This is a genomic window from Bacillus sp. PK6-025, from assembly GCF_056530265.1.
Map to the genome: position 1 here is coordinate 1,079,544 of NZ_CP096509.1, position 13,924 is coordinate 1,093,467.

The following is a 13,924-nucleotide window of genomic DNA, read 5'->3' on the forward strand; positions in this document are numbered from 1 at the left end:
AGGTGGGTCAAATCCAGCGAGCTGTCTACACGTTGATTTGTTATCATTGTATCTCATTCACAGAAAAGATCATAGATTCTTTTCAAGTGGAGCTTTTTCAAAAAAATACCGTGAAGAAGCAGGTTCTTCACGGCTTGAGGTCATGCCACATGTCCTCCGGATTAAGGATGGACTGTTCAGTTAAATAGGAAGCATATTCGAAGCTTCTTTTCTTCGTTAAGCTGCTGACAGATGCCAGACGGGGATGGGAGAAGATCCCCCTGCCGGGCCGGGAATTGGCTTCAAACAGCCACACTTTTCCCGAACGGTCCAATCCGAGGTCAAAGCCGATTTCCCCGATGAAACCGTCAAGCTTTTCGTCAAGGATCCGGCTGAGGAGGAGCGCCGCTTTTGTCAGTTTTTGCAGAGTGTGAAGCCTTTCCTGAGGATCATCATATAGCTCTGCAAGCGTTTTGACGGCACCGCCGCTCGACATGTGGGTTGTAATTCCGTCTTTTCCAGCGATTTTGACCGCGATGGCTGTGACGGTCCATTGGCCTTTTCCGTTTTTGTTTGTATGAACCCTGAAGTCTGCCGGATGATGATCCACTTCGATCCGTTCGATGCCCTGCTGGGCGAGATAAGAAGTATGTTTGTGCAGTCTCTGCCATTCATCTAAACATTCAGCAGCGGACGAATAAGATGTGACGCCTTCGGCATGTCTGGCGAGAATTCCGTTTTCTTCCCGTTTTGAAAGCTGGAGTATGCCTTTGCCCAAACTGCCGCCGGCGGGCTTTACATAAATGAAGCCGTATTGACCGATCATGTCTTCGATTTTACCGGCATCGGGCTCCAATGCCGAAAATGGAAGCAATTCCGCTGTCCTCTCGTCTTGCTGCAGACATTTATAGATCTCCCATTTGTTAAAGAAGCCCGGGTTGAACCACGGAATCCGGTATTCATCCATAAGGCGGGTTTTTGTTTCCCGCAGAGCGGCGGATTCTTCCGCTTTGCGGTTCGGCAGTCTGTCGTAAACGACGTTGGGAAGGGGGACTGTGGCCTCCTCCCAGCCGTTTTCCCTGAAAATGAGAGCCTGCACTGTACCTTCTTCCCAATCTATCTGGTGCGCTCCGAACAGATAGCTGTAGCCTCCTGCCGGGAGATCCATCGTCAAAAGCTTCGAAAAAAATAAAGACCTCCCTCTGACAGGGTCCAGCTGCGATTTTGTAAAACCGGCCGTGAAAATCCCGATTAAAGGTCCGATATAGACGGTATTGTCGCGGAAAATCAGGGAGGCTTTGCCGCGGTACGGAATCCGCAGGTTTTTGTACAGATTTTCAGATAATAAAACGGTGCGCTTCAAATGGCTGTCAAATGAGACGTGGCAACGTTCAACACTTGTACCGAAAGCCGCGAATAGCAAACCGTCCTGTTTAAAAGAAGCGGGCAGGAGCATCGTGTTTTCGCTCGTCTGGTGGATGCCGACGGTCAGCGGTTGACCGGTCATCTTTTCTCAGCCCCTTTCGCGCCGGCTGAAGCCGTTAAGAATGAGCAGTACTCCAAAGGACCTTTATACAAAAGCTCCCTTTTTTCAGGAGAGTGCTTAATAAAAGCGTGCTTTCCGGGCTTTGAATTGACATCCAGAAGCCAGACTTTTCCGTCTTTCGTCAGGCAGATATCAAGGCCGAGCTCGAATAATGGTCCGTGATTTGATTCAAGCACCAGGGGTACGGCCTGCGCCATTGTCTCTAAATCATCGAGAAGGACGGCCTGGCGCTTTTTCGGCACTGATAAAAGCCAGCTGTCAAAGCTCACCGCCTCTGAGCCCCCGGCCAGGTTTGCAAGCAGTCCGTGCTGATAGCTCCGCCTTACCGTTTTGCCGGCTGTTTCCCATTCTCCACTGCCGTTTTTCTGAAGCAGCAGCCTGATATCGCACGGAAAACCGTCTTTGTCTTGAATATCGAGGAACGATTGCAGCAAATAGCGGTGCTGAAGAACTTTCTGACACCACGTTTCAAATGAAGCCTGTTTCGAAAATGACTTCAGCTGTTTGTGTTTTCCGGTTTGGTAGGCGGCCTTGACCGTTTTTCCCGTAAGCTCGAGGTGAATGATGCCGCGGCCTCCTGATCCGGATGCAGGCTTCAAGATGCACGCTTTTTCTTTTGCAAGCTTGCGCAGGATATCCTGGGCGTTTTCTGCAATCGATGTGGCAGGAAGGTAGGACTTGATGACGGGATCGGCATTCAATGCTTTGAAAACCGTCCATTTGTCAGGAAGTCCGAGTCCTAAAAATGTTGTTTTAGGATACTTTTTGAGCCATTCGACAATCGGTTTTGCTTTTTTCGATTGCTGATCTCTGCCGTAAAAGCAGCGGTCATAGATCAATTCCGGGATTTCTCTTTCAATTTCATTCCACTGTCCTGACTTCGGGTGAAAGGAGAGCCCTTTCACAAGCAGGGAACCGGGGGAAATATCCAGGGGCGTGAAACGGATAAACCGGATTCCATAGTCCGAAGCCATTTTGGCCAGTTCTTCGGCATAGGCTTTTTCATGTTCGTGCGACAGCGACATAAATCCAAGCGTCATCATGATTATACCTCCTTCATGAAAAACAAGGCTTAACAGGCTGAGACTGTCAAACTTCGGGCAAACTTTAATATATAGACTTCTGTTTCATGATACGCTTGAGATTGCAGAAATAGGCTTTTGTAAATTGGAAATGATTAAAAATTTTAGAGCGCCCTTCATACAATTGCCATCTGACCCATTGTATTTTGAAGCGGCTTGCTCCATTCCGTTATTTGCCCGTCTTTTATTCAGCTACTATAATAACGTTAGGCAAGACGGTGAGGATCGACCATAAGGCCCACGCTGTGCAGCTAAGATGTCAGGTAAAAAGGAAGGCAGTTGAAAAGAACATGTATGTATTTGGGGTTTTTGCCGTTATGATTGCAGTCGGTGCACTTATCGGCGCTGTAACGAACCATTTTGCGATTAAAATGCTTTTTCGCCCATATAAAGCGGTCTACATATTTGGAAAGAGGGTTCCTTTTACACCCGGATTAATTCCGAAAAGGCGCGATGAATTGGCGAGACAGATGGGACAGATGGTCACAGGCCATCTGCTGACAACAGAAGGGATCAAAAAAAGGCTTGCATCCGATGCGGTTAAAAGCCAGGCGGTGCAGGTTGGGGAGCGGATCTTGGCGCACCTCTCGCAATCAACGGCCACCGTTGAAGAAGCATTGGAAAGCATCGGAATTTCAAATCCCGCCCAAAAAGCGGATCGGGCGGTATCCAGATGGACGGATGAGAAGCTGTCCGCATTGTTAGAGGCACATGAAAATGAACCGCTCAAAGAGCTTATCCCTCTTGAGGCCCAGAAAAAGCTGAAAGAGAAAATTCCGATGGTGTCCGGCTATATTTTAAGCCGGGCTGTCACCTACTTTGAAAGCGGCGAAGGAAAGGAACGCCTCGGACATATGATTGACGATTTTTTGAAAGAACGGGGCATGCTCGGCAGCATGGTGCAGATGTTTTTAGGCAACAGCAGTCTGGTTGACCGCGTTCAGCCGGAGATTGTGAAGTTTTTAAAGAACGGCGAGACCGTGCGTCTTTTAACGGATCTGCTTGAAAACGAATGGGACAAGCTGAAAGAATATACGTTCAAGGAAGCGGATGACAAATGGAATCTCAAATCTCTCATTTTCGATTTGAAGGAAAAGCTTTTGAAACGATTCTCGCTTCAGCCGTTTTTCGAAAAAACGATCGGCTCCTCTATTGCCAGTGTTGAGCGGGATATCGCTTTGCGCCTGCCGCAGATTGCCGACCGGCTTCTCGAAGAGGCGGGCCGCCGCCTGGATCAAGTGCTCAAGCAGCTGGAGCTCGAGCAAATCGTCAAGGAACAGGTGGACAACTTCCCTGTTGAACGTCTTGAAGAAATGGTGCTGTCCATTTCCAGGCGGGAGTTCAAAATGATCACGTATTTAGGCGGTCTGCTTGGCGGAATTATCGGAGCCGTGCAAGCCATCTTTGTAATTTTGATCTGAGGCTGAAGACGGCCTGTTCAAACGGAATTATCGTATAACTGTGAAAAACGCTCCATAGTTTGTTATAGTGGAGTGGTGCCGATTCCATAAGAAGAATACAGGCAGGAAAGGAGCGGATTAGGATGACGGTCAATTTACATGACTCGGCTTATGACTTGGGGCAAGCCTTGCGACAAAGCGATGAATATTCCCGATTGAAAAATCTTTATGATGAGGTGAATGGCGACCCATCTGCTAAAAAGATGTTTGATAACTTTCGCGATATTCAAATGAACCTTCAGCAAAAACAGATGAACGGCGAAGACATCACACAGGAAGAAGTCGAACAAGCGCAAAAATCCGTGGCGCTCGTCCAGCAGCATGATAAAATCTCGCAGCTGATGGAAGCGGAACAGCGGATGAGCATGCTGATTGCTGAATTAAACAAAATCATCATGAAGCCTTTGGAAGAGCTTTACGGAAACCCAGAGAGCTGATAAAAAATCCCCCCTTGTCAAGGCAAGAGGGGATTTTTTCACTAAGTGAACAAATAACGTTCATAAAGATTTAAAAAAAGACTTGTCAATTCATGAAATAGTTGCGATAATATTAAATGTAAGTGCTTTCATTTTTTGCCGGGATACGATCATGAAAAACGGACTGGCGGCAAAATGATAAGGGGTATAGAGGAAATTAACAGACTGAAAGCACGTCTGCTGGTCAAATAAAGGGGTTATCAATATACGGTGAATTGAACGAAAGGGGCGTTGAATTCACTGTTTTGAATATGAGGGAGAATCATGATCGTATCCACAAGATGCGAAGTAAAAAGTCTGTGAAAACAGGCTTTTTTAGTATTTGCATCAAGAGGGCTGTTCTAAAAAAAGGGATCGGGACATATCCTCTATAACAGATTCAGTCATCAAAGAAGGGGGACCTCCTGGTGTCAAAACAAATGCTTGCGCTGAATATAGACGGAACGCTGCTTCGGACAAACGGACGGCTTCATCCCGCAACGAAGGAAGCGATCGAATATGCAAAGAAGAAAGGTGTATATGTTACGCTTGTGACGAATAGACATTTTCGCTCCGCTCAAAAAATCGCCAAATCTTTAAAGCTGGATACGAAGCTGATTACGCACAGCGGAGCCATCATAGCGGACAAAATCGACGATCCTTTATTAGAAAAAAGGATTTCCGAAGAACAGACATTTAACCTTGTTCAAATACTGGAAAGCTATGATTGCAATATCAGAATCCTCCATGAAAAATATTCGATTGGAAACCGGAAAAAAAACGAATTCAAACCTGCTGGGGAAAACGATGATTCACCCGTCTGACCCGATTTTTTATCCCGTCCAGTTTGTCGATTCGCTGAGCGACATGCTGATGGATGAACCGGTCAGCGCACCGGTGATCGAGGTTTATTGCTCAACAGGACAGTCCGAAGAAATCAGGCAGACGATCACAAATGCATTTCCTCTCGTCGACATCATTGGAGCGGGGGAAAAAATGCTGATTGTCCATAAAGGGGTTTCCAAAGAAGCAGGCTTGACGATGCTCGCCGCCGACCTCGGTCTAAAAATGGAAGATGTCGTTGCGATCGGCCATGAAATCGACGACCTCCCGATGATCGAGCTTGCCGGACTCGGAGTCGCAATGGGCAATGCTCCTCAGAAAGTCAAACAAAAAGCGGATTGGGTGACGCGCTCCAATGATGAACAGGGCGTCGCTTATATGATTAAAGAATACTTCAGAATGCAGCAAAGCAAAGGGTTTCTTAAAAAATTCCATATTAAAAAAGTCTGATTCTGATAGAATCCCCGCTTTCAACTCGAATGCGGGGATTATTCATTCATCGCTGCCACGTAGGAATGTTTGTTTCCCGGATTGATTTTGGCCATTTATTTTTGTACACTAAAGAAAGTTTTGAAACGAAAAAGGTGATGACATTGCGCATTTATATAGAAGGGCTCCAAGATGAAAGGTTCCAGAGACCGCTTGAGCATATAGCCAACTTATTCTTTGAAGAAAGCGAAGTCGCTTTTGGCGAAGAAGCGCCGGCAGACCTTGCGATCGTTCTCGGCTACGACCGGGAAGAGAACGGCGTCAAGGCTTCGGGTATGATAAAAGATACGGACATTAGAGCGGAATATGCAAAAAACATTGACCCCAAACTGACGGAAAAGGAAGCGTTTAAGCAGGTGAAAAATACCGTTTCCTACGTTTTTTTGAGCATGCTTCAGGAGCATACCGGAATCATTCAGAAATGGGGGATTCTCACCGGTGTTCGTCCGACAAAGCTGCTTCATAAAAAGCTGGAGAGCGGCATGCCAAAGGAAGAGGCACATGCCGAGCTGAAACGGGATTATTTAATTCACGACGAAAAAATCGAACTGATGCAAAACATCATTGACCGTCAGCTGAAAGCGGTACCCGATTTGTATGAGCTGAGTCAAGAGGTCAGCATTTACATCGGCATCCCGTTTTGTCCGACGAAGTGCGCCTACTGTACGTTTCCGGCGTATGCGATCAGAGGACAAGCCGGACGGGTCGGCTCATTTTTGTGGGGGCTTCACTATGAGATGCAAAAAATCGGCGAATGGCTCAAGGAGAACGATGTCAGAATAACGACCGTGTATTTCGGCGGCGGAACGCCGACAAGCATTACCGCTGAAGAAATGGATCTATTGTATGAAGAAATGTACCGTTCATTTCCCGATGTAAAAAACATCCGCGAGGTCACAGTTGAGGCTGGACGGCCCGATACGATCACAGAGGAAAAGCTCGCAGTCTTAAAAAAATGGAATATCGACCGAATTAGCATTAATCCGCAGTCTTACGAGAATGAAACGCTGAAAGCGATCGGACGCCACCATACGGTCGAAGAAACGATCGAAAAGTATCATCTGTCGCGAAATGCCGGCATGTCGAACATCAATATGGATTTGATCATCGGCCTTCCGGGCGAAGGGGTAAAAGAATTCAGAAACTCTCTTTCCGAAACCGAAAAATTAATGCCCGAATCATTGACCGTCCATACGCTGTCATTTAAGCGCGCGTCTGAAATGACGAAAAACAAACATAAGTATAAGGTGGCTGACCGCGAGGAGATTGTCGCGATGATGGATGACGCTGTCTCGTGGACGAAACAGCACGGCTACCATCCCTACTATTTGTACAGGCAGAAAAACATTCTCGGCAACCTGGAGAATATAGGCTATTCCCTTCCCGGCCAGGAAAGCATCTATAACATCATGATCATGGAGGAAAAACAGACGATTATCGGGATCGGCTGCGGAGCTGCGAGCAAATTCGTCGATCCGGAAACGGGAAAGATCACACACTTCTCCAACCCGAAAGACCCGAAAACGTACAATGACAGATTTGAACACTATACAAACGAAAAAATCCGCTACTTGTCTGAGCTTTTTCAGAAGGAGGCAAAAAGCGGTTCTCAACAGGAATAGAAGCTGCTGCCGGTATCGCCGGCAGCTTTTTTATTGCGGAATCAAACCGGAATCGGCAACAAAAAAAGGTTTTAAAGGGCGAAGGTGGAATAGTTTAAACAGTATCAATTGTAAACGTATTCACGGAGGTGCAAGATGGAGTATATCAAATGGAAAGACGAAGACGGGATTTTTGAAATTGTGCTGAATCGCTCTGAGGCGTACAATGCCTTGAATGAAAAAATGCTTGAAGAACTGAATGAAGCTTTGCGTATTGCAGAGGAAAGCGAATCGCTGCTTCTCCTTGTAAGAGGCAGCGGCAAAGGATTTTCGGCAGGCGGAGACATTAAGATGATGCTGTCTTCCGGAGATCAAGACAGCTCTGCCCGCGTCATTGACACAATTTCTGAAATTGCGGTGAAGCTTTACAGCATGCCGAAGATGACGACAGCGGCTGTCCACGGGGCGGCCGCAGGTCTGGGATTGAGCCTCGCGCTCAGCTGCGACCATGTGCTGGTCGAAAAAGAGGCGAAGTTGGCGATGAATTTTATCGGCATCGGGCTTGTTCCCGACGGAGGCGGACACTTCTTTTTAGAGCGGAGAATCGGTGAAGCTGCGGCCAAAGAATTGATTTGGAGCGGGAAACAATTGACGGGGGCCGAAGCGCACGAACTTCGGATCGCAGACGCTGTATTCAGCGGGGACTCCGGCCGTTTTGCGCGCATCTATCTTGAAAAGCTTCTGCACGCTCCGCTGGCAGCGATGATTGAGACAAAAAAGATCTATCAGGCGCTGAATGGCGGTAGGCTGCAGAAAACGCTTGAACTCGAGAAAGCGGCCCAAATGAAAATGAGGCTGACAAGCGACCATCAGGAAGGAATCCGCGCATTTTTAGAAAAGCGCCAGCCGCAATTTAACCGTCAGCAAGTATAACAAGAGGGCCCGACAGGAAATTGACCTTGGGAAATGATGTGCAGAAGCAATTGTAAAAAAATTTAAGTTTCTATAAAATGATTCATAAGGACACAGGTCTGTACGAAGTCTTGGGAGGCGGGGAAATTGAAACAGAAGATTCCATCTGAATACGTTGCTAGTAAGCTGAATGATTGGTACAACGCCATTCGGAAAAATCAGATCGCCGCCAGTGAATCATTGAAAGCGGAAATTTTAAATGATTTTCAAGACATGGAAGAAAATCAGGACGTCCTGCTCTACTATTCGCTGCTCGAATTCAGGCATAAGCTGATGCTCAGCTATTTGAAACCACAAAAGACTGAAAATATTGAAAAAAACCTCCGCGACTTAGAAGAGAAAAAGGACCAAATGACAGGTTTACTAAACTATTATTACTGGTTTTTTAAAGGGATGTATGAGTTCAAACAAAAGCGGTTTGTCAAAGCAATCGGCTGCTATAAAACGGCTGAACAAAAAGTCAGCGCCTTGGAAGACGAAGTTGAAAAAGCGGAATTTTATTATAAGCTGGCGGAAATCTACTATTATATCAGCCAGAGATATTTATCGATCAACTATGCGACGCTCGCTTCCGACATTTTTAACCGGTATGAGACGCTAAAAGAAAAAAAGATTTTCTGCGATTTTATCATTGCCGGCAATTGGGTTGAATCGATGACATACGGACCAGCGCTGAAAAGCCTGGCCAACGCGCTTGAAGACGCCGCGAAAATCAAAAACAGCCATTTGACGGCAGCCGCTCATTTTAATTTGGGAAATTGCTATTTCCATCAAGAATCGTACCGGGAAGCCTCAGATCATATGGAGAGCGCCCTTTCCATTTTTGAACAGGAAAGTTCATCATATATTCCAAAAGTGCTGTACAACTTAATGTACGTCCGTCTAAAACAGGGAAATCATGTCGGAGCGGCCGACTGTTATGAAAAAGGCATCCGAAGTGCGGCATCGCTCGGAGATGAAGAACACGCGGCCAAGCTTAACATTCTATCCGGGCTGTATTTGGACGGCGGGGATCGGAAAGCCGTGGAAATCGGATTTGATTATTTGGAGTCAAACCATTTATATGCCGCTGTTGAAGAGCTGGCTTTAGACGCAGCCCAGTACTATAATCAAATGGAGCGGCTTGAAGATGCCATTTTTTACTATGAGAAGTGCGCTCAGGCAAGACGAAAAATCAAAAGGGGAGATGCGTTGTATGAAAGCTAAACTGTTGTTCGTCGCGGTGTCGCTGGCTGTTGTGTTAACGTCTTCAGGCTTTTTGGCAGATGTGGGAAAAGCTCCTTCCTTGTACGCGGACAAAATGATCACGACTGACAAGGAGGCCCGAGTTTAAGAACATGATTTCATCTGAGAATGAGCGGGCTGACGCAGCGAAAGAATGGACGATGTATATTACAGTTTCTTGCCTTTTCATCCTGATCGTCTCTGTGATTTGTTTATTCGCTCCGGCCTACAGCTTGCAGGATCTGCTGTTTCGACTGTTTGATGCCGTCATCATCTGTGTGCTGGCGGTCAATGGCCTTTATTTTCTGCGAAAAAATAAAGGCGTCGCTTGCTTATCGTTTTTACTCTGTTTCATCAACATGGGACTGCTCATTGTTATGATGATCCACTAGTGTTTGGCGGATTAAAGGGCAGGCGGCAGCGGGAGACCTTCCCCAAAAGAGCCGCCTTGCCCCGTATTTTAGTCAGCTCCGGAAAACAATGATTTTACCGGACGAATGTACTACCCGGTGTGTATGCTCCAAAAATTGCTTTTCCTTCAGCATTCCTCTTCCTTTCTCTTTCGCTTCTTCATCATCGGCCGCTTCAAATCGCTCATTCAAAAGCGTTTCTCCATCAGTATCGAAAACGGTTACATAATAACTTTCCATTTCTCTTCCCCTTTCTCAAAATATGATCTATTTGTTTAAAATTATATAAAAATCAAAAAAATCCTTTTTAAAATGGTATGACTAACGTATGATTGTAAATTGGAAGGAGGAGTTATTATGCTCAAAATCGATCACGTCACGAAAAAGTTCGGTTCATTTACAGCTGTAAACGATCTGACGCTGGAGATTCCAGACAAGCAAATGTTCGGTCTGCTCGGCGCCAACGGAGCAGGGAAAACGACGACATTCCGAATGATATTAGGCCTTTTGAATGCGACAGAGGGTACTGTCACATGGAAAGAACAGCCGATTAACTACGGTATCACAAACAGCATCGGCTACTTGCCCGAAGAGCGCGGACTGTATCCGAAGCTGAAGGTGAAAGATCAGCTCGTATACCTTGGCCGCCTGAAAGGCATGACAAAGCAAAATGCGCTCAAGGAAATGGAGAAGTGGCTCGAACGCTTCCATATTACGGAATACGCCGACAAAAAGGTTGAGGAGCTCTCGAAAGGGAACCAGCAAAAAATTCAATTCATCACGGCCGTGCTGCACAAGCCGGAGCTTTTGATTCTTGACGAGCCGTTCAGCGGTCTCGATCCGGTGAATGTCGAGCTTTTAAAAGACGCGGTCATTTCTTTGAAAGACGACGGCACTTCGATTGTATTTTCAAGCCACAGAATGGAGCATGTCGAAGAGCTGTGCGAACACGTCTGCATTTTGCAGCGCGGGACGCCTGTCGTTCAAGGGAAATTAAAAGAAATCAAACGTTCTTTTGGCAGAAAGAATGTCACGATTCACGCAGACGGCGACTTGAGCTTCTTGAAAGAGGCGGACGGTATCGTCAAATGGCGCGATCATTCCGAAGGAGTCCGCCTGCAGGTCGAAAATGAAGAAGTCTCTCAAGAGCTGTTTACAATGCTTCAAGGACGCGGGTTTATCAGAAAATTTGAACTTGAAGAGCCTTCTTTGCATGATATTTTCGTCGAAAAGGTAGGTGCCCGTTATGAATAAGTTTTGGATTGTTCTTTTTCATACATATTTCAGCAAGCTGAAAACAAAGTCGTTCATTATTTCAACGGTGATCACGCTTGCGCTTGTCGTGCTCGTCACAAATCTGGGATCGATTATTTCCATGTTTGATGACGGCGGAGAGGGTGATAAAATCGCCGTCATTGACCGTTCAAATCAGCTGTACGACACGTTTGCCCAGCAAGTGAAAGCACTCGACACTGATGAAGCGCTGGAAGTCGAAAAAGCGGATAAACCGGAAAAAGAGCTTGAAAAAGACGTCAGAGACGAAAATCTCGAAGGCATTTTAATCCTGGACAGAGATAAAAAAGGCGTGCTGAAGGGAACGTATAAAGCGCTCGAAATCGCTGATTCCACAGCTGTCTCCACGATTGAACAGGCGCTCTCACAAGCAAAGATTGCCGTTGGAACGGCTGAATTGAACGTACCACAGGAAAAGCTGAGTGAACTGTTTACACCGGTAAAAGTCAACAGTGTCGCCTTGAAAGAAGGCGCGAAAACCGAGGAAGAGCTTCAAAAGGCGACAGGGCTTGTATATGTTGTGCTGTTTGTCATCTATTTTTCGGTTTTGACGTACGCGTCAATGATCGCGACAGAAGTTGCGACGGAAAAGTCTTCCCGCGTGATGGAAATTTTAATTTCCAGCGTGCCGCCTGTCCAGCAAATGTTCGCCAAACTGTTCGGCGTCGCTCTGTTGGGATTGACACAGATTGCCGCGCTGTTTCTTGTCGGCTATCTTTCGCTCCAGTCCAGTCAGGAAAAGGGAGGGGATGCAGCCGATATGATTAAAGGATTTCTTGACATTTCCGGCGTACCTACTGCAACGCTTGTGTACGCGGCCATTTTCTTGATGCTCGGCTACTTCCTCTACGCAACTCTTGCGGCATTTCTCGGAAGCGTCGTCAGCCGGATTGAAGATGTTCAGCAGATGATTTCGCCGATGATTCTGCTGGTCGTCGCAGGATTCGTAATTGCCATGGTCGGGCTAAGCACACCGGATTCAACGTTCATTACCGTTACTTCATTCATTCCGTTCTTTGCGCCGATGATCATGTTTCTCAGAGTCGGCGTGCTTGATATTCCGTTTTGGGAAGCGGCACTCGGCATCGGCATTACCGCTCTCACCATTGTGATTCTCGCCGTCATCGGGGCGAGGGTGTATAAAGGCGGCGTGCTCATGTACACGAGCGGCGGCGGATTGAAAAATATCAAACAGGCGCTTCGTCTGTCAAAAGATCGATAATGAAAGAGAAAAGCAGCTTGAAAGAAAAGCTGCTTTTTTCGTGCAAAGAGTAGAACGTGCATTCGCTTTCAACCCGTGATAGAATGGGAGCAGAATATTTTATGAAAAGGAGCAGAAGATTGACAAACATCACTTTCATTCATGCGGCCGATCTGCACCTGGACAGTCCGTTTCACGGCATCAGCCGGCTACCTGAAGAGGTTTACCGGCGGATCAAAAACAGCACATTTAAAAGCGCTGAAAATGTGTTTAAGCTTGCGATTGATGAAGAGGCCGACTTCATTTTGCTTGCCGGCGATCTTTTCGACGAAGCAAACCGCAGTTTAAAAGCACAGATGTTTTTGAGAAAGCAATTTTTAAAGTTGAAAGAGAACAACATCCAAGTCTATGTGATTTTTGGCAATCACGATCATCTGGGCGGCGATTGGACGCCGATTGATTGGTCGGACAACGTCCACATTTTCTCGTCGGAAGACATTGAAGAAAAATCGTTTTACAAAGATGGCCGGCTCGCCGCAAGCATCTACGGCTACAGCTATCCCGAGCGCTCTGTTTTTGCCAATAAGGCTGCTGAAATCAAAAAAACGACCGACGCGCCCTTGCATATCGGCATGATTCATGGGACGCTTTCCGGGGAGAGCGGCCATGATCCGTACTGTCCTTTTTCCCTTCAAGATTTAAAAAACGGCCGGATGGATTACTGGGCGCTTGGCCATATACATAAAAGACAGGTCATTTCAGCCTCCGAACCGGCGGTGATTTATCCGGGAAACACACAATCGCGGCACATGAAGGAAACGGGAGAGAAAGGCTGCTATCTCGTCAATGTTTGCGGCGGAGAACTGTCCTTCGAATTTAAAGCCTTATCGGATGTTCTGTGGGAAACGGCCAGCATCGATATCTCCGGGACAAAGAAGATGACAGAGCTGATCAGCCTGATGCAGGATGCCCTTCAATCTTTCAGAAACAGAGGCAAGCCGGCATGCGTCAAGATGGTATTGACAGGAGAAACACCCTCTTATTTGGCGGAAGGACAGGCCGGCATCGTGGACGAGATCCTTGACATCTTCCATGAAGAAGAGCGGGAGGAAGACGCGTTCATCTGGCTTACCGCGATCGAAGATCAAACAGATGCCGCCTTGTCTGGAATTGAACGGGACGCTTTTTTTCAGGAGCTATTGCAAGAAATGCAGGAATTTCAGGATTTCAGCCTGATTTTTGACGATTTGGAGCGGCATCCGGTCTTTAGAAGGCACGGAGAGCGGTTTCATGAAGAAGACTTCCGGGACATTCGCGCGCAGGCGGAAAAACTGCTGCTTCATGAACTGAAGACATTGAAAAGATAAGG

At 46.7% G+C, this 13,924-nt stretch carries 13 protein-coding genes and 1 pseudogene; 11 read left to right on the forward strand and 3 right to left on the reverse strand.

What is annotated here, in order from left to right:
- Positions 1-127: 127 nt before the first annotated feature.
- Both M1D67_RS05475 and M1D67_RS05480 read right to left on the reverse strand, forming a co-directional pair.
- Entirely contained in the window at positions 128-1,486 is a 1,359-nt protein-coding gene (locus M1D67_RS05475) for a YheC/YheD family endospore coat-associated protein (RefSeq protein WP_479831650.1), read from the reverse strand.
- Positions 1,483-2,568: a YheC/YheD family endospore coat-associated protein gene (locus M1D67_RS05480; protein WP_020450775.1), complete on the reverse strand. Its 1,086-nt coding sequence runs from the start codon at positions 2,566-2,568 to the stop codon at positions 1,483-1,485. Before M1D67_RS05480 ends, M1D67_RS05475 begins: the two co-directional genes overlap by 4 nt.
- A 329-nt stretch (positions 2,569-2,897) precedes the next feature.
- Here M1D67_RS05480 and M1D67_RS05485 point away from each other — a divergent pair, with 329 nt between their 5' ends.
- The 8 genes and pseudogenes from M1D67_RS05485 (at position 2,898) to M1D67_RS05520 (ending at position 10,043) form a co-directional block, all read left to right on the forward strand.
- Positions 2,898-4,028, forward strand: coding sequence for a DUF445 domain-containing protein (locus tag M1D67_RS05485; RefSeq protein WP_154059109.1), 1,131 nt, complete (start codon positions 2,898-2,900; stop codon positions 4,026-4,028).
- Positions 4,029-4,150: 122 nt separating this feature from the next.
- Positions 4,151-4,504, forward strand: a complete 354-nt coding sequence (locus tag M1D67_RS05490; RefSeq protein WP_016886435.1) for a YlbF/YmcA family competence regulator — start codon at positions 4,151-4,153, stop codon at positions 4,502-4,504.
- A gap of 446 nt (positions 4,505-4,950) precedes the next feature.
- Positions 4,951-5,815, forward strand: a pseudogene (locus M1D67_RS05495) (Cof-type HAD-IIB family hydrolase).
- 143 nt (positions 5,816-5,958) lie between these two features.
- Positions 5,959-7,476 carry a coproporphyrinogen III oxidase gene (locus M1D67_RS05500; protein WP_103749107.1) on the forward strand — a complete coding sequence of 506 codons (1,518 nt, stop codon included), beginning with the start codon at positions 5,959-5,961 and terminating at the stop codon, positions 7,474-7,476.
- A 135-nt stretch (positions 7,477-7,611) separates the two neighbouring features.
- Positions 7,612-8,388, forward strand: coding sequence for an enoyl-CoA hydratase (locus M1D67_RS05505; protein ID WP_020450783.1), 777 nt, complete (start codon positions 7,612-7,614; stop codon positions 8,386-8,388).
- A 126-nt stretch (positions 8,389-8,514) separates the two neighbouring features.
- Entirely contained in the window at positions 8,515-9,633 is a 1,119-nt protein-coding gene (locus M1D67_RS05510; protein ID WP_026579963.1) for a Rap family tetratricopeptide repeat protein, read from the forward strand.
- Positions 9,623-9,760 carry a hypothetical protein gene (locus tag M1D67_RS05515; protein ID WP_023856549.1) on the forward strand — a complete coding sequence of 46 codons (138 nt, stop codon included), beginning with the start codon at positions 9,623-9,625 and terminating at the stop codon, positions 9,758-9,760. The genes M1D67_RS05510 and M1D67_RS05515 overlap by 11 nt, the downstream gene beginning before the upstream one ends.
- Before the next feature lie 4 nt (positions 9,761-9,764).
- Positions 9,765-10,043 carry a hypothetical protein gene (locus M1D67_RS05520; protein WP_105979107.1) on the forward strand — a complete coding sequence of 93 codons (279 nt, stop codon included), beginning with the start codon at positions 9,765-9,767 and terminating at the stop codon, positions 10,041-10,043.
- Between the two features lie 72 nt (positions 10,044-10,115).
- Here M1D67_RS05520 and M1D67_RS05525 read toward each other — a convergent pair whose 3' ends face one another.
- Positions 10,116-10,301, reverse strand: a complete 186-nt coding sequence (locus M1D67_RS05525; protein WP_458117864.1) for a YhzD family protein — start codon at positions 10,299-10,301, stop codon at positions 10,116-10,118.
- Positions 10,302-10,418: 117 nt separating this feature from the next.
- Here M1D67_RS05525 and M1D67_RS05530 point away from each other — a divergent pair, with 117 nt between their 5' ends.
- The 3 genes from M1D67_RS05530 to M1D67_RS05540 all read left to right on the forward strand — a co-directional run bounded on the left by M1D67_RS05530 (position 10,419) and on the right by M1D67_RS05540 (position 13,922).
- Positions 10,419-11,315: an ABC transporter ATP-binding protein gene (locus M1D67_RS05530; RefSeq protein ID WP_479831651.1), complete on the forward strand. Its 897-nt coding sequence runs from the start codon at positions 10,419-10,421 to the stop codon at positions 11,313-11,315.
- Positions 11,308-12,576, forward strand: a complete 1,269-nt coding sequence (locus M1D67_RS05535; RefSeq protein ID WP_039072583.1) for an ABC transporter permease — start codon at positions 11,308-11,310, stop codon at positions 12,574-12,576. The genes M1D67_RS05530 and M1D67_RS05535 overlap by 8 nt, the downstream gene beginning before the upstream one ends.
- Positions 12,577-12,677: 101 nt before the next feature.
- Positions 12,678-13,922, forward strand: coding sequence for a metallophosphoesterase family protein (locus M1D67_RS05540; RefSeq protein WP_458117865.1), 1,245 nt, complete (start codon positions 12,678-12,680; stop codon positions 13,920-13,922).
- Positions 13,923-13,924 lie beyond the last annotated feature (2 nt).